The 16,492-nt window shown below is 58.3% G+C and carries 13 protein-coding genes and 2 tRNA genes; 11 read left to right on the plus strand and 4 right to left on the minus strand.

What is annotated here, in order from left to right; all coding sequences use genetic code 11:
* Positions 1 to 114: 114 nt before the first annotated feature.
* From leuB to HOP44_RS07855, 8 genes are all read left to right on the plus strand, one after another.
* Positions 115 to 1,194 carry a 3-isopropylmalate dehydrogenase gene (gene leuB / locus HOP44_RS07820; protein ID WP_172252161.1) on the plus strand — a complete coding sequence of 360 codons (1,080 nt, stop codon included), beginning with the start codon at positions 115 to 117 and terminating at the stop codon, positions 1,192 to 1,194.
* Between the two features lie 129 nt (positions 1,195 to 1,323).
* On the plus strand, positions 1,324 to 1,869 hold the full coding sequence (locus tag HOP44_RS07825; protein ID WP_172198875.1) for a peroxiredoxin: 546 nt from the start codon (positions 1,324 to 1,326) through the stop codon (positions 1,867 to 1,869).
* A 234-nt stretch (positions 1,870 to 2,103) separates the two neighbouring features.
* A complete protein-coding gene (locus tag HOP44_RS07830; RefSeq protein WP_172198877.1) occupies positions 2,104 to 2,523 on the plus strand; it encodes a hypothetical protein in 420 nt (139 codons plus the stop codon).
* A 217-nt stretch (positions 2,524 to 2,740) separates the two neighbouring features.
* On the plus strand, positions 2,741 to 3,715 hold the full coding sequence (locus tag HOP44_RS07835; RefSeq protein ID WP_425501829.1) for an AAA family ATPase: 975 nt from the start codon (positions 2,741 to 2,743) through the stop codon (positions 3,713 to 3,715).
* Positions 3,716 to 4,867: a DUF58 domain-containing protein gene (locus HOP44_RS07840; protein WP_172252165.1), complete on the plus strand. Its 1,152-nt coding sequence runs from the start codon at positions 3,716 to 3,718 to the stop codon at positions 4,865 to 4,867.
* Positions 4,864 to 6,153 carry a DUF4129 domain-containing protein gene (locus tag HOP44_RS07845; RefSeq protein ID WP_172252167.1) on the plus strand — a complete coding sequence of 430 codons (1,290 nt, stop codon included), beginning with the start codon at positions 4,864 to 4,866 and terminating at the stop codon, positions 6,151 to 6,153. The genes HOP44_RS07840 and HOP44_RS07845 overlap by 4 nt, the downstream gene beginning before the upstream one ends.
* 128 nt (positions 6,154 to 6,281) lie before the next feature.
* Positions 6,282 to 7,424, plus strand: a complete 1,143-nt coding sequence (locus HOP44_RS07850) for a DUF58 domain-containing protein (RefSeq protein WP_172252169.1) — start codon at positions 6,282 to 6,284, stop codon at positions 7,422 to 7,424.
* Positions 7,421 to 8,668 (plus strand): hypothetical protein, encoded by a 1,248-nt coding sequence (locus HOP44_RS07855; RefSeq protein ID WP_172252171.1) that lies wholly within the window; start codon positions 7,421 to 7,423, stop codon positions 8,666 to 8,668. Before HOP44_RS07850 ends, HOP44_RS07855 begins: the two co-directional genes overlap by 4 nt.
* Positions 8,669 to 8,750: 82 nt before the next feature.
* Here the strand turns inward: HOP44_RS07855 and HOP44_RS23250 are convergent, their stop codons facing one another.
* Complete coding sequence (locus HOP44_RS23250; RefSeq protein ID WP_172252173.1) at positions 8,751 to 8,852, minus strand: FeoB small GTPase domain-containing protein; 102 nt, start codon at positions 8,850 to 8,852, stop codon at positions 8,751 to 8,753.
* Positions 8,853 to 9,097: 245 nt separating this feature from the next.
* On the opposite strand from HOP44_RS23250, the gene HOP44_RS07865 reads away from it, so the two are divergent.
* The 3 genes from HOP44_RS07865 (at position 9,098) to HOP44_RS07875 (ending at position 11,594) form a co-directional block, all read left to right on the plus strand.
* Entirely contained in the window at positions 9,098 to 11,251 is a 2,154-nt protein-coding gene (locus HOP44_RS07865) for a putative bifunctional diguanylate cyclase/phosphodiesterase (protein WP_172252175.1), read from the plus strand.
* A 164-nt stretch (positions 11,252 to 11,415) separates the two neighbouring features.
* Positions 11,416 to 11,492: transfer RNA gene (locus HOP44_RS07870), tRNA-Pro, on the plus strand.
* Between the two features lie 31 nt (positions 11,493 to 11,523).
* Positions 11,524 to 11,594 (plus strand) — tRNA-Gly (locus HOP44_RS07875).
* 251 nt (positions 11,595 to 11,845) lie between these two features.
* Here HOP44_RS07875 and HOP44_RS07880 read toward each other — a convergent pair.
* Genes HOP44_RS07880 through HOP44_RS07890 form a run of 3 tightly spaced genes read right to left on the minus strand, consistent with a single transcriptional unit; the run spans position 11,846 to position 16,469 of the window.
* Positions 11,846 to 13,876, minus strand: coding sequence for a sucrose-specific PTS transporter subunit IIBC (locus tag HOP44_RS07880; RefSeq protein WP_172252177.1), 2,031 nt, complete (start codon positions 13,874 to 13,876; stop codon positions 11,846 to 11,848).
* Between the two features lie 5 nt (positions 13,877 to 13,881).
* Positions 13,882 to 14,880 (minus strand): PfkB family carbohydrate kinase, encoded by a 999-nt coding sequence (locus tag HOP44_RS07885; protein ID WP_172252179.1) that lies wholly within the window; start codon positions 14,878 to 14,880, stop codon positions 13,882 to 13,884.
* Positions 14,877 to 16,469, minus strand: coding sequence for a glycoside hydrolase family 32 protein (locus HOP44_RS07890; protein WP_172252181.1), 1,593 nt, complete (start codon positions 16,467 to 16,469; stop codon positions 14,877 to 14,879). The genes HOP44_RS07885 and HOP44_RS07890 overlap by 4 nt, the downstream gene beginning before the upstream one ends.
* Positions 16,470 to 16,492 lie beyond the last annotated feature (23 nt).

Raw genomic sequence — 16,492 nt, forward strand, 5'->3', positions numbered from 1 at the left:
AATCCCTGACGGAGTATGTTACTGTTTTTGAATAAAGGTTTGCACCCGGAAGCGGCGACGGAAGGCGCGAGCGTTTCGCCGGCGGGAATTTGATGAGAAGAGGAAGTGCGACACATGGCTGAGACGAAAAAGATCGCGGTAATCGCAGGAGACGGCATCGGGCCGGAAGTGGTGGCGGAAGCGGAAAAAGTGCTGAAAAAAGTCGGCGAAGTGTTCGGCTATACGTTCGAAACGGAGCACGCGCTGTTCGGCGGTATCGCAATCGACCAAAAAGGTACGCCGCTGCCCCAGGAAACGCTCGACGTGTGCAAACGCGCCGACGCCGTGCTGCTGGGCGCGGTCGGCGGACCGCAGTGGGACAACAACCCGAAAGAGCTGCGTCCGGAGACGGGCCTGCTCGGTATCCGCAAAGAGCTCGGCTTGTTCTCGAATCTGCGTCCGGCCGTCGTATTCGACTGTCTCAAAGACGCTTCCACGCTGAAACCGGAAGTGCTGGAAGGCACCGACCTGATGGTTGTGCGCGAGCTGACCGGCGGCATCTACTTCGGCGAGAAGTTCCGCCGCGAGACGGAATTTGGCGAAGAAGCGGTCGATACGTGCGCGTATAACGTCACGGAGATCGAGCGCATCGCCCGCCAGGGATTCGAGATCGCGATGAAACGACGCAAGAAGCTCGCTTCGGTCGACAAGGCGAACGTGCTCGAAACGTCGCGTCTGTGGCGGGAAACGGTCATTCGCGTGTCCGCGGATTATCCGGAAGTGGAACTGGAACATGTACTGGTCGACAACTGCGCCATGCAGCTGCTGCGCCGGCCGTCGAGCTTCGATGTCATCGTAACGGAGAATATGTTCGGCGACATCCTGAGCGACGAAGCCGCGATGCTGACCGGTTCGATCGGCATGCTGGCATCCGCTTCGCTCGGCGAGGGCAGCTACGGCCTGTACGAGCCCGTACACGGTTCCGCGCCGGATATCGCCGGACAAGGGCTGGCGAACCCGATCGCGACGATCTTGTCGACCGCGTTGATGCTGCGTCTGACGTTCGGTTACAGCGAGGCGGCCGACGCGATCGAGCGGGCCGTGGCGGAAGTGCTGGACGCCGGACACCGCACGAGCGACATCGCCGCGGGACGCGGCAACGCACTGTCCACGACGCAAATGGGCGAGCTGATTCTCAATGCAATTCGCAAATGATAATTATTATAAATAAATAAGCGTTACAATCTTGACTTCGAAAAATCCCGGTGATAACATAGTGTCATGGTTTCAGAATATGCAGAAAACATCCGTCACCGGGTGTCATTTTGAAGGAGGATTTACACAATGGCAGAACGTTTGGTAGGCAAACCGGCTCCGGCCTTTACAATGGAAACTGTATCCGGAGACGGGCAGGATTTCGGCAAAGTATCTCTTGAAGATTACCGCGGCAAATGGCTCGTATTCTTCTTCTATCCGCTTGACTTCACGTTCGTGTGCCCGACTGAAATTACGGCGCTGAGCGACGCTTACGGCGATTTCCAGACGCTGGATACCGAAGTTCTTGGCGTAAGCATCGATTCCGTGCACAGCCACAAAGCATGGATCGCGGCTCCAACGGAAATCGGCGGTCTCGGCAAAATCAACTTCCCGCTCGCTTCGGATATCACGAAAAAAGTGGCTAGCGACTACGGCGTCCTGATCGAAGAAGAAGGCGTAGCTCTGCGCGGCCTGTTCATTATCGATCCGGAAGGCGAACTGAAGTACCAAGTCGTGAACCATAACGACGTGGGCCGCAGCGTAGAAGAAACGCTGCGCGTGCTTCAAGCGCTGCAATCGGGCGGCCTGTGCCCGATGAACTGGAAACCGGGCGACCAAACCCTGCAAGGGTAAGGCTGCGCATCGATCCGTCGATGAGCTGCGGTTATGAACAAAGTCTTCTTTTCGGCCTCGGTCGGAAAGAAGACTTTTTTGCATCTTTTTATCTGGTACCGTACAAATTTACGTGCTAAGATGAGGCCATGAAACCGTCAAAATAGACAGTTCAAATTTAAACATTATTCAAAGTTCCGTCGATGGGTTGATTGTTAACATAGGTATAAGCCAACATAGGAAGGGTGAACAGCCATGAGTTTTTGCTGCGGAGCCAGTATGATCGGAACAAAGGGAACGCTGACCCACTACCGGACGCAAGTTCACAACGTTCCTCTGCTGTATTGTCCAGTGTGCCAACGGATGGAAGTTCATTACAAAGTCGAGAACGAATATGAAATATTGGCCGAATATGCGCATGGCGACGGCGAATCGGAAATCGATTTCCAGGATTACATTCTGGAAGACGATGCGGAGATTTTCGCCAACTGCGTCAGTATCGAAAGCGACGACAAACTGGAATCGGTTCGCAACCAGATCGATTTGTCCTTGGATCTGCTCGCCGTTGCGAAACAGATGGGCGACAAACGCTGGCAGCTGGAGCTCAAGCGGCGCCTTGCGGTGATGAGCCAGAAGCTGGAGAAGATTCAGCAGAACAGCAACGGAAAAGCCTGAGCGATTCTTTGCCCGAATAAATTCAACAACCGGAAGCGATCGTACCCGATCCTTCCGGTTTTGTTTTATCATCGACTGCTAAATTTGGAAAAGGCTATCGTCTTTGTTAAAATGAATAATGAGGAAGAAACAGGAAAACAATAAGCTAAAGCTTCGTTACATAAGCCGGAATGCGTTATTTCGATTTGTACGGAAGCCGCCGCAAAAAGACGGAGGAATGTTCATGCCAAACGTACAGGAACTCGCTTCGAAACTCAAACAAAATATTGGAACCGTTATCGTGGGGAAAGATGCGGAGGTCGATCTGCTGCTGACCGCCCTGCTCGCTTCGGGCCATGTCCTGCTTGAAGATGTACCCGGAACCGGCAAAACGATGCTGGCCAAGAGTCTCGCTTCTTCGCTCAGCCTGACTTTTCAGCGGATCCAGTTCACGCCCGACCTGCTGCCGTCCGATCTGACGGGCATTCATTTCTACAATCAAAAAGACGGCGAGTTTCATTTCCGCCCCGGACCGCTGTTTGCGCGCATTGTACTGGCGGACGAGATCAACCGGGCGACGCCGCGTACCCAGTCGAGTCTGCTCGAATGCATGGAGGAGCGGCAGATCAGCGTAGACGGAGAGACCATGAAACTGGAACAGCCGTTCATGGTATTGGCTACGCAGAACCCGGTCGACAACCAGGGGACTTTCCCTCTTCCGGAAGCCCAGATGGACCGATTCATGATCCGTATGAAGCTCGGTTATCCGTCGGCTCCGGAAGGCCGCGAAATTCTGCGCCGCACCGTGCAGGTCGGCGGACTGTCCGCGGACTCGGCTGCGCTGACAGCTACGGCGGAAGAAGTATTGGAAGCCCAGCAGGCCTGCCGCCGCGTCACGATCGCCGACGATCTGCTCGACTATATCGTGGCGCTTGCCGAAGCGTCGAGAACCCATCCGGAGCTTGCATTGGGGATCAGTCCCCGCGGGACGCAGTCCCTTCTTCGCGCCTGCCAAGCCTATGCGGCGCTCAAGGGACGCGATTACGTGCTGCCCGACGATATCAAAACGCTGCTCGTCCCGGTCTGCGCCCATCGTCTGGTGCTGAACAACCGCTACGGCCTGCAGGATAATCCCGCCGAACGCATACTGGCCGAACTGACGGACAGCATCCCTGTTCCGAGCGAAAAGGGACTCGAAAGCGAAGTGAGATAAATGGCGCTGTTTGGGCTGCTGCTCTTGGTCGGACTCATTGTGATTGTGCAGGGATTGCTGCTCGGCAGGCCGGCGCTGGCCCGGCTCGATTACAAGCGCGATTTCAGCAAATATGCCTGCCGGGCGGGAGAGAAGATCGAGATGGTCGAGACGCTCTCCAACCGCAAGCCGCTGCCGGTACCGTGGCTGAGGCTGGAAGCGATGCTGCCTTCGGCCCTGCTGTTTGCGCGCAGCGACGATACGAATGTCAGTGAAGGCAACATTTATCAGAACCATACCAGTTTGTTCACCCTGCCGCCCCGAACCAAGATTACGCGTACGCACCGGATCGTTTGTCAGAGCCGGGGCATTTATCCGATCGAATCGGCAACGATGACGGGCGGAGACCTGTTCGGGTTGTATGCGCCTTCAAAAAAGGTCGAGCTGCATATGCGGATGGTTATTTATCCCCGCCTGTTGGGAGACGGCGAACTGCCGATCTCCTGGAAAACGTGGCAGGGAGAACTTGCGGTCCGCCGCTGGATCGTCGAAGATCCGTTTCTGTTTACGGGAGTCCGGGAATATGCGCAAGGCGATGCGATGAACCGGATCCATTGGAAAGCAAGTGCGCGTACGGGGCAGCTTCAAGTGCATAAAAGCGGTTATTCCGCCGATCCCCGCGTCATCCTTCTGCTGAACGTCGAAGATTCGGAGTCCATGTGGAGCGTCGTGACCCGGACCGGGTTGGTCGAGCGGCAGCTTTCGCTTGCGGCGACCTGTGCCGCTTCTCTGATCGGGCAGGGAATGGCCGCAGGATTTGCGCACAACGGCGGTTCCCAGCTTGGGGAAGACGGCTGCCGCCTGGAACCGGATTACGGTCCCGTCCATTTGAATCGGCTCATGGAAACGATGGCCGCATTCGAACTGAAGTCCCGTCTGCCGTTTCACGAGCTGCTTCAGCTTGAAGCGCAGCGCGAGTTCAGGGAACCGATCGATTATCTGGTCGTGACGGCCCATCGCTCGGAGAAGGTCGAAGAAGCGATCGCTTCGCTGGAACGGCTGGGCCATCGGGTCGGAGTTACCGGGTTTACGGCAAACGAGCCGGGCCTGGTTTCGTCCGGTGTCCGCTCCTCGCAGCGGCGCGGTCCGGCATCTGCAGAGGAGGCCGTATGATGACCAAGTCGGAACGTTCTTCAAACCGGACGGCATCCCTGCCGCTGTTAAAAGGCTTCGGACGTCCAGCCGTTTATTCGCTGCTCGAAACGCTGTCGGCTTACGCGGCCGTGGTACTGTTGGCGCACTACGCATTGAAGCTGTCCGATCTGCTGCTGCTTCTGCTTGTATTCGCTGTGCATGTATTCGCCAATCTGGTCGGTCTGCGCCAAGCGGAAGGGCGCATGGCCCGCTGGCCGGCGCTGCTGCCTTTTGCCGCCGCCCTGCTGACCGCGCTCCTTCTACCGGGCGGATGGCTGCCCAAAGCCGCCGGAGCCGCCGCCCTGCTTCTTGCGGCGCTGCGCGGACTGCTCACGGGCCGGCGTCAACTGTGTGACAATATGCAGCTTCGGGTTCCGCTGACCGGGGTTGCCGCGCTGCTGATTTTGTATGTGGCCGCCGGGCGCCTACCCGATCTGGCCGGTTATCTTCCTCTGCTGTATAGCGTTTCCACGCTGATTCTGGCGCTGACGCTTCTGCTGTTGAATGGAGACCGGGTCCGGCATGCCGCCCAACAAGAAACGTCGGCTCTTGCCGGGGTACTGACCGCGAATCGGCGGTTGACCTGGATCGTGGCCGCCGTTATCATTCTGGCGGGGGTCATCGGCGGTCCGACCGGAGCGTTGAATGCGCTCCGCGAATGGTGGTTGTCCATCTTCGGAGGCACTCTTCCCGGAAGCCCTTCGCAGCCGGAGACCGCTCCGCAGATGCCCGGCGCCGACTATTCCCAACTGCAGGAATTAGGCGGCGCCAAAGAAACCCCTTTGTGGCTGAAGATCGTCGGGTACGTTCTGTTGACTTTATTCTGGCTGGCGGCGGGCCTCGGAATCTTTTGGCTGCTCTATCGTCTGTTCGGCCGCTGGCTGCCGAACGGCGTCCGCAACCTGATGCGGAACCTGGCTGCCAAATTCGGCATGATGCGCGACATCCGCGCTTCCCAGTCCGACAAGGCCTACACCGACAAAGCCGAGAAGCTTTCCGCCGAGAAAACGGGCGGGCTCAAACGCTTCTTCCGCCGCGGCGGCCGAGAAGCCGGGTATACCGGCGACGATCCGCGGCTGCGTTATCGAAGCGTGGTGCTGCAGGCTGCCCGCAAAGGATTCCCGCTTCGGCCAAGCCGGACTCCGGCGGAGAACGGGCGGGAGCTTGCGAATCATGCGCACAGCGATCTTTCTTCCACCGAGCTTGAACAGCTGGTCGATCGCTATAACGATGCGCGTTACGGCCCGGCGGACGGCCGGGATTGAAATCCCGGAGTACGGCATGCCCGTGCTCCGGCCGTTTATCGACTTTGCCTGCTTTTGTTCGTTCCGGTTACAATGGAGGAATAAGGAAATTCCGACGGAAGACCGTCTTGACGAAAGAGGGGAAAGGATTGGCTTTATTTTGGATGATGTTGGCAGGAACGCTGCTGGTTGCCGCGCAGGCCTGGCTGATCGGCCGCTCTGCCCTGCAAGGGATCCTCTACACCCGCAGTTTCAACAAAAATCGCTGTCATGCGGGAGACGAGCTTCAGTTGGTTGAAGTGATCGAGAACGACAAAAAACTTCCGGTTCCCTGGCTGCGCATGGAATCCGAATTCCCCGCCGCTTTTCGGTTTCGGGGAAAGGCTTCGATGAAACTGGAGATGGGCAGCGTCTATCAGACGCATACGAGCGGCTTTACGCTCATGCCCCGAAGGCGCGTCACGCGAAGGCATTTCGTGAAATGCGAAGGCCGGGGTGTTTTTCGGCTGTCCACGGTATTTATGACGTCGGGCGATCTGCTCGGTTTCGTCTTGCGTTCGCGTTCGGAGCAGATCAGCAACTCCCTGATCGTGTATCCGCGTCTGCTGGATGATCGGCATCTGCCGTACGATTGGCACAGCTGGCAGGGCGAATTTGCGGTGCGCAGATGGATTCTGGAAGATCCGTTCATGATCGAAGGTTCGAGGGAGTATGCGCCGGGGGATCCGATGAACCGGATTCACTGGAAAGCGAGTGCCCGAACCGGAGGACTTCAAGTGTACCGCCAAGGGCATACCGCCGATCCGCACGTTATTCTGGTCCTTGATATCGGCGATGTCGTTCCCGGGCTTCAACACGGCGGAGGAGAAGCGGAGGCCGAACAGGCCATCAGCCTGGCGGCGACCATGGCCGTTCGGCTGATTGCAGACGGCGTTTCGGTCGGGTTTACGCATAATGCGCACACGGTCTCCGCAGCGCGTATTCCTTCCGGCGCGGGTTCACTCCACCGTCATCTGCTGATGGAAGCGATGTCGGGGATCCGGCCGAAGCGCCGTCGGCCGCTCGCCGTATGTCTGGACGCGGAAGCGGCGGAACGGGGGGCTCCCTGCGATTACCTCGTGATCAGCGCATCGAAGGAGCCGGCCGTTTGGCAGGCGGCGAAACGGCTGGAGAGATTGGGACACAAGGTAAGCCTGATCGATCCCGGGAACGAATTGTCTGCCCTTTCCGCCAAAACGGCCGGAAGCCGGTCTTGGGAAGCGGCCTTGGACAAGGAGGGAGCCGGCGCATGAGTAAAACGGTTGGAAAAGCGCTGGCTGTCGCCGCAGGGGATACAGTCTTCCTGTACCCGTGGATCCTTCTATTGTCGCTGTATTTATTCGAATTGTCGCCTTATGCGGCGGCCGCGATCTGCTTCCTCAGCTTGGCGTGCGGAGCTGCGTCAGGCAGGCATCTGCCGCGTCAGACGGCTTATCTGGCGGCGATGGCCGTTCCGGCTGCAGCTTCCGTACTGCTCGCCGTTTTCGCCGGATTGGGGCTGCGCACGGCTCCGCTTCTGATCCTGCTGGGCGCAGCCGGTGTACGCGGCGTATACCGGGAGATCGGGGCCGCCGCCGGCCGCCGTCAGACCTTGGTCTTCGTCGGCGGACTGCTCGCGGGGGTTGTCGTCTATGCGGCAGCTCTGCGTACGGAGCTGATGCAGCCGTATGCGTTCTCCGTCTATGCGGCCTGCACCGGGATGCTGCTGACCCAACTGCTGCGCTGGAATGCGGGGAGAATCCGCGAAGCGATGGGCCTTTCCCAAGAAGCCGAGATTCCGCCGGGACGGCTGCTTCGAATCAATCGGGGATTTATGACCGTTCTGCTGCTGGCGATCCTATTGGTCGGCGGGGCGACCCAACTGTCCGTTGTGCTGGAATGGCTGTATCGTCTATGGCTGATGCTGCTGTACGGAGGTGTCGATCTCGATTATGTACCCGAGACGTCGCCCCCTCCTCCCGAACCTGCTCCTTCGTCCGAGCCTTATGTTCCCGAAGAAAAGCTGGAAGACAACGGAGAAGGCGGAGTGGATCGGTGGATCATCTACGCTGTCGCCGGAATCGTCGTGGCGGCTGTCGGGGCTTTTGCTTTTGTCCTGCTTCGTTTGGGCTACGAGATTTTGTCCAAGTGGCTGCCCGACTGGCTGAAGCGTCTGCTGCAGAATTTGCGGATCGCCGCGAAGTCTTCGGATCCGTCAGAAGAAGCGGCCTACGCCGATACAACCGAGAAGCTGGAGTCCAAAGCACCCGCCAGGAAAAAAGGATCTCCGCAGACGTCCACCGAGCCACCGGAAGGTGCGAGGCGCGAGTATGCCCGGTTGATTCGCGGCGCGATAAGCCGGGGATACCGGTTCCGCCCGTGGCTGACTCCAAGCGAGACGGGCAAAGAAATCGCCGGCAGCCCAGTTTATCGCGAACAGGAAGCCGGGCAGATCGAGGAGCTGGTGGAACGCTACAATCGGACCCGATACACGCAACAGGAAGACGGTCAGCGATAAGCCCACGTATTCTTTTGCTGCGAAAGACTGTCGGATGGATCGCGGCTGCCGCAAACGCTGCACGTCTGCAAAATGAGTCCGATCAGCATGGGCCGGATTCCAGCAGCTGCAGCGTCAGATAGAAATTGCGTTCCGGCTGGGAAGCATCGACGATATTGAGAATGGAGGCAGGAGTTTCTTCCATCGTAAAGGGAAAATGGCTGTGATTTTTGTCGCATTTTCGTCAAAATTCCGCTTTACTTTACAGAGGGGCTTGAGTATGATAAAAAAGCGAAAAATGCCCTATTGCTTATCCTAGGCGGACGAAGGCAGAGTAAACGGAGATCAACGAAAAGGAAGGTTCCGACAGGGAGCCTTTTTTATGCTTCAAAAAGAAAATGTCCGGATTTGGTGAAGCAAGGCAGGAGAAAGCAAGACGGCGTAGAATCTATGACGAAGGTGAGACTGATCGATTTTATGACATCCCAGCAGGACGGAAGTGAGTTCATGCATACAACCCCGGCGATCCGCCAACTGAAGCTCTACGCCTTTTCCGTCTTTCTTCTCGTTCTTGCATGCGAAGCGGTAGAAATGTTCTTCTACGCCGCAGGCGCCGACAGCCGATGGGCCCCCGCTTTATCTCTACTGACGGCCTGCTTTTCGGTTACGGCCTGCTTGACGGTTTATTTCCATGCCACTCCGCTTTTTGACCGCAGGATCGGCAGCTACAGCAAACGCATGGTCAAGCTTATGGGAGCGGCCGGTGCGATCGAACTGCTGTATCTGCTGACCCATTTACACGCTTTCATGACCGAGACGAAGCCGGGAAGCTCCGGCACGGAATGGCTACTCTCGCTGGCGGCTCTTGTCTATTCGCTTGGACTTGTACTCTTGTTCGTTCTTCCCGACCGACCGGGTCGGATTCCCGGCCGTTTGATGTATTTCGGACTCCCTCTGGCTGCATTGGCTGCAGCGGGATTGTTGTTCTTCGTTCGCTCCGCGCTTCCTGCCTATCAGTGGAGCGGCGTTGAGCGGGTCTTGACGATCCTGGCTCTGGCAGGGGCCGGAATCGCCGCGGTCCATCTGTGTGTCCGTTATCTTCGCCTGCGCATCAAAGCGCTGTGGGTCGCGGTGCAGTCTCTGGGGTTCATGGCGATTGCCCAGATTCTGATGCTTCAGGCCGACGCCTCCCCTGGAGTTGCGCTGCTGGCCGCTTCCGCGCTCCATGCGCTGGCTTATGCCGTTCTGGTAAGCCAGGGTCTTCGCCTGGCGATTGCCGAACCTCTGCGGGAACAGCGTCAGGCGGAAGACCGGATCGAATTTCTGGCTTACAATGACGAACTGACGGGTCTGCCGAACCGCAGAAGTCTGCATGCGAGGCTGAACACGCGGCTTGAAGAAGCCTATTCCGGCAAGACGTCACTGATGGTGCTCAATATCAACCGTTTCAAGACGATCAACGATTCGCTCGGTTACGAGGCGGGCGATCGTCTGCTCGGCATCGTTTCGGAAACGCTGCAGAGCCGCCTCAAAGGGAGCGAAGAAGTATTCCGTACCGGCGGAGACGAATTTGCGGTCGTTCTGCCGGAAAGCGGGGGCGAGGAAGCCATGCATCGTGCACAGGCGCTGCTCGAAGAGTTCGAGCGTCCGGTCAACGTAGGCGGAATGGAACATTATGTCGCATTGTCCGCGGGCATCTCGGTCTACCCGGAAGACGGTCATGCCGCAGACGGACTGCTGCAAAGCGCCGATGCGGCCGTCCATCTGGCAAAGGAGCAAGGGGCCGAAGTTAAACGTTTCTCCAAAGGCATGACGATGATCGCCCGCGAGAAGCTGATTCTGGAAAGCGATCTGCGCAAGGGATTGGAACGCGGCGAATTCTTCCTGGAGTACCAGCCTAAAATGTCGGTCGAAAACGGCGGGATTTTGGGCATGGAGGCGCTCGTGCGCTGGAATCATCCGACGCGGGGGCCCGTATCTCCCGGCGAATTTATTCCTTTGGCGGAAGAATGCGGTCTGATTGTGCCGCTTGGCGAATGGGTGCTGCACGAAGCCTGCCGGCAGAACAAGGAATGGCAGTGCAAAGGATACGCGCCGCTCTGCATGTCCGTCAATCTGTCGATCCGCCAATTCCGCCAGCCCCGGCTTGCGGAACAGATCGGACAGATGCTCGAAGAGATCGGTCTCGATCCGCAGTATGTGGAACTTGAGATTACCGAGAGCATGACCGTGGACAAAGATGCCGCTTTCGAACAGCTCAAGCGTTTCAAGCAGCTCGGCCTGCATATCAGCATCGACGACTTTGGCACAGGCTACAGTTCGCTGCATTATTTGAAAAACATGCCGATCGACCGTCTCAAGATCGACCGTTCCTTCGTCAGCGAAGTGATGAGCGGCGAGAGCGATGCGGCGATCGTCTCCACGATCGCTTCGATGGCGCATCACCTGAAGCTGAAAGTAACGGCGGAAGGCGTGGAGAACGAAGAGCAGCTTGCGTTCCTGCGCAGCCAACGCTGCCATGAAGCCCAGGGATTCCTGTTCAGCCGTCCTGTCCCTGCAGGGCGATTCGAACGAATGTTTTTGCAGCAAAAAAAGCTCGGTTAAGCTGCTTGAAACTGCTGCATCAGCAAGTCACGCCAAAAGGTGTACGGCCGATTCGAATGGGCCGTACACTTTTTTTGAAATAATGCTTGCAAACTTTTTCTGAGCGTGGTATATTATTTCTTGTCCTCAAGAGGACGTGAGAGCCAAAAGGCAATACACAATGTCGGGACGTAGCTCAGCTTGGTAGAGCACCTGGTTTGGGACCAGGGGGTCGCATGTTCAAATCGTGTCGTCCCGACCATTATTTTTTCAACAATATCATATTGATTTGTGCGGGTGTAGTTCAATGGTAGAACTCCAGCCTTCCAAGCTGGTAGCGTGGGTTCGATTCCCATCACCCGCTTTAGAGCAAGTCTTGCAAGAAACCGCTGCGGTGCAGCGGTTTTTGTTTTTTAGGAAGTATGTTGTTGGCCTGTTATAAAGAAAGCCCGCTGTCGTCTGTCGACTAAGCGTGGCTTTTTTATGTTGCCGGAAACTTGTCATTATGTTGAAAAGAGCAAGCGAGAAAAAGAAGACGAACAAAAACCGCCGAGATTTCTCCGGCGGTCTTTGTTCGTCTAATGGTAAAATCATATTCAAGTTAAATACATCGAATCAGGCCGTAACTTCCGCGGTTACCCGTACTTCGAGAACGGTCTGCTGACCGGCCGTAACGATCTGGGACGGCCGCGGATGTACGTCCAATACGGCATCAAGCCCGTCAGGAACGATCACCGGCGTGACGGACGAGAGGCCCGCCGCATGGATCACATCCAGATCGAATTCGAGCAGCGGCTGCCCCGCCGTTACGCGTTCGCCGCTCTGTACGTGAACGGTGAAACCGGCTCCTTTGAGCGATACCGTATTGATCCCGACATGGATCAGAAGCTGTGCGCCGCTGCCGTGTTCCAGGATTACGGCGTGCTTGCTTTTGTCCATCACGTGCGCGACGGTACAGTCGAACGGAGCCAAGACCAACCCTTCCGACGGAACGATAGCAAGACCGCGCCCCATATGTCCTTCGGAGAAGGCCGGATCGGGAACTTCCGATAACAGAACCGCGCGTCCGGTCATCGGAGAGAGGACCGAAAGGGACGAGAACGGAACTTCATCCGGATCGGCGGAAAGAGCGTTCTCTCCGGCTTTTGCGGATACGGGGGCAGGTGCTGGGATCTCCGCATTCGTCGGCGCTTTGGCGGCCGGAGTTCCGGCTGCAGGCACAGCGGACGCGCTGCCGGCGTTCAGGCGTTCTGCTTCGACCGCAGGCTCGTCTTTGTAACCGAACAGCCAGGTCAGCGTAAAGGCGACTGCCGCCCCAACCAGGTTGCACAGGATGTACATCGGGAGCTGATCGTTCAGATACAGCAGGGCGCCCGGAATGACGGTGACCGCCATACCCGTACCCGCCAGATGCAGCAGCGAAGCGAGGAAGCCGCCGGCCGCGCCGCCGATCAGACCCATGACGAACGGTTTCATGTAGCGCAGGTTGACGCCGAAGATCGCAGGTTCGGTAATGCCGAGGAACGCCGACAGCGAAGACGGCAGCGCCAGCGCTTTGAGCTTGGCATTCTTGGTCTTCAAGCCGACGGCCAGGCAGGCCGCGCCCTGAGCCGCCATGGCGCAGGTGATGATGGCGTTGAACGGATTGGAACCGGTCTGCTCCAGCAGTTGGATCTCCAGGAAGTTGAAGATATGATGCACGCCGGTGACGACGACGATCTGATGGAAAAAGCCGATCAGCAGGCCCGCGATGCCGAAAGGCAGGTCAAGCAGGTACGTCGTGCCGTGCAGGACGACGTTCTCCAGCGAGTGGAACACCGGTCCGATCGCGAACAGTCCAAGCGTAATCATGACGAGCAGCGTGACAAACGGCGTCAGAATCAGATCAAGCGCTTCGGGCACCCTTTTGCGCAAAAATTTCTCGAACTTTGCGCCGAGCAGGCCAACGAAAAACGCCGGCAGAACGGAACCCTGATAGCCGACGACCGGGATGAAACCGAACATCGTCAGCGCTTGGGCGCTGCCGTCGGCGACGGCGTAGGCATTCGGCAGCGCCGGATTGACGAGCATCAGGCCGAGCACGATCCCGAGCACGGGACTGCCGCCGAAGACGCGGAACGCGGACCAGGCGACGAGCGCCGGCAGGAACGCGAACGCGGTGTCGGTCAGCACCTGCGTGAACAGCAGGAAATTCGGCGGAATACTGGCCGACGTCAGGCCGAACCAGGACAGGACCAAATCCTGTGTCAGCAGGCCGCGCAGGCCCATGAACAAGCCCGTCGCGACGAGCACGGGAATGATCGGGACGAAGACGTCGCCGAACGTACGGATGGCGCGTTGGAACGCATTGCCCTGTTTTTTGCTTTCGCTTTTGATTTCTTCTTTGGATGTACTGTCGATGCCGAGCCGTTCGACTTCTTCAAATATCCGGTTGACGGTGCCGGTTCCGAAGATGATCTGATATTGGCCGGAGTTGAAAAAGGCACCTTTGACTTTGTCGGTATTCTCGATCCGGTTCTGGTCGATCTTGTCTTTGTCGCGGACCATGATGCGCAGCCGGGTTGCGCAGTGCGCGAACGAGGCGATATTTTCTTTGCCGCCGATAGCTTCGACGATGTCGCGGGCGATGTCGCGGTTTTCGGACATAAGAGTCATTCCTTTCCGGATAGGGGGTGGAGGGGCTGCGACTGCATAAGGGTTTCGACGGCGGCGCGTTCCGGCAGAGCGGAAATTGCGCCTTTGTTCGTGGTGGTCAGGGCTCCGCTCGCATTGGCGAACCGAAGGATTTCGGCATGATGTTCGTCAAGGACGGCCGTCAGATTCGCAGGATTGGCGCCGCGTTCCAGCAGATGCAGCAGCAGTCCGCCGACAAAAGCGTCGCCTGCGCCGGTCGTATCCTGGGCATCGACTGCGAAGCCGGGAGCGTTGTAGCGGCCGGCGGCCGTATGCAGCTGCGCTCCGCCGGGGCCGCGCGTGTAGACGACCGCCTGCACGTCGCCGCGGAATAGCGAAGAGATCGCGGTCTCCTCGTCTTCGATGCCGGTGATGAACGTCAATTCTTCGTCCGATATTTTGACCAGATGGGCTTTCGGCAAAAATTCCAAAATGGCGCGGCGGCAGTCTTCGGCGTCTGTCCACAGCGGAAGCCGGACATTGGGGTCGAAGCTGACGAGGCCTCCGGCTTCCTTGACGGCGCGAATGGCTTTGCGGTGCGCCTGTTTCATCGGGCTTTCGACGAGGTCGACCGAGCCGAAATGCAGGATATCGCCGGCTTGGAACAGCTGCGCGTCGATCTCGCTCTCCGACAGCAGCAGGTCGGCGGACGGATTCCGGTAGAAGGAGAAGTCGCGTTCGCCGTTTTCTCTCAGCGAGACGAAGGCAAGGCCCGTATTCGCTTCGTGGGTTCGCAGAATATGGCGTGTGTCTACGCCAGCCTGACGCAGCGCTTCCAGCAGGAAGTCGCCAAACGCATCGGTGCCGAGTTTGGTCAGTACGGCGGCGGAAGCGCCGTATTTGGCCGCGGCGGCCGCTACATTTGCGGGAGCTCCGCCGGGTGCGCGTTCGAACGCGGTCACGTCTTTGAGCGCGAAGCCTTTTTGCAGCGGAATAAAATCGATCAGCACTTCGCCGATCGCGTACAGCCGGCTCATGGTCTCACCTTCCCGAAGTCCGACATGCCGGCCGGAAGTCCGCGCGGAATCGCGCCTGTGCCGTACGGCCAGCAGGAGCCTTCGAATGCCGCGCCGCCTCCGTCCGCAAAGAACGCAATACCGGTGCTGGCGGAATCGGGGAACAAGCGCGCGGTAAATACGGCTTCGCCGTCGTTGACGAAAATTTCGACGGATGAGGTGTCCACGAATAAGCGGAACTCCACAGCGGTTCCGCCGTGTTCGCCGCCCAGCGTGCAGCTGCGCGTCGTTCCGTAGTCGGGGCTAAGCGGAGCGCCGGAGCGGGAACGGTCGAGCGTGACCGTGCGGCTGCCCGCGTCGTAGGTCAGCACCGTGCGTTCCTCGGCGCCGGTGCGGAATTCGACGCCGAACCGGCCGCTTCCGCTCTCGGGGAGCCTGTCTGCGTGTCTAACATCGGAAGCGCTTGGATCCGCAGGCGTTATCGCGACCAGCAGCTCGTAGGCGGTGCCTTCGATTCCGTCGAAGCTGCGGCGTCCGTCGGCCCAAGCGGCGGAGAAAGAGCGCGACTCGCCGCGCAGATTCCGCAGTCCGGCCGCGGGCCGCTGAATCAGCCGGCCGCCGCGCAGCGAGAGTTCTCTCGGTAGAGTCAGGCAGTGTGCCCAGCCCCGATCGTCTGTCGGATATTCCAGATCGGGCAGTCCCATCCAGCCGACCAGGATTCGCTGTCCGTCGGGTCCTTCGGTCGTCTGCGGCGCGTAGAAGTCGAAGCCGCGGTCAAGTTCCGCGAAGGCCCCGTGCTTGAATGTACCGTTCTTCGTATTCAAGGGATCGCCGAGCAGATAGCCCGATTGGTAAATGTTGCGGAAGTGTTCGCCGTCTCGCTCCACGCCCTGCGGGCAGAGCAGCAGCAGACCGGCGCCGTCCAGCTCAAAATAATCCGGGCATTCCCACATATAGCCGAAATCAGGCAGCGAAGTCTTGAGCTCGCCCGCGAACGTCCAGTCCAGCAGGTCCGGCGAACGGTACAGCACCGCTGCTCCGGTCAGATCGCTGCGCTGCGTGCCGATGACGCACCAGTAGGAATCGCCGTTTTTCCAGACTTTGGGGTCGCGGAAATGATCGGTATAGCCGTCGGGAACGTTCGAAATGACAGGCAGTTCCCGTTTCGCGATCGCTCCGGTTTCGTCCATGATGGCGAGGCATTGATATGGACGGCGTACCCAGTCTTCGTCGCGTGTATTGCCGGTATACATCAGATGCAGCCGACCGTCTTTTTCGATCGCGCTGCCGGAGTAGGCTCCGTGCGAATCGTACGGACCGCCCGGTTCCAACCCGATGCCGGCATCGGTCCAACAGGCCAGATCCGTAGAGACAACGTGGTACCAGTATTTCATTCCGTGGTCCGTACCCAGAGGGAACCATTGATAGAACAGATGATATTTGCCGTTGTAATAAGCAAAACCGTTGGGGTCGTTCAGCAGTCCGGCGTGGGGTTGGATATGGTACGTTTGGCGCCAGCCGCAGCCGTCCGCCTGTTTCGCCAATATCTCCAACTCGCCCGGTTCCGCCTGCCGGAGCAGCCGGTATTTTTGTTCGCGCGTCATGTTCATAAGAGTAGGCATTCCTCCGCATT

The sequence above is a fragment of the Saccharibacillus deserti genome (assembly GCF_013618475.1).
Lineage (GTDB): Bacteria > Bacillota > Bacilli > Paenibacillales > Paenibacillaceae > Saccharibacillus > Saccharibacillus deserti.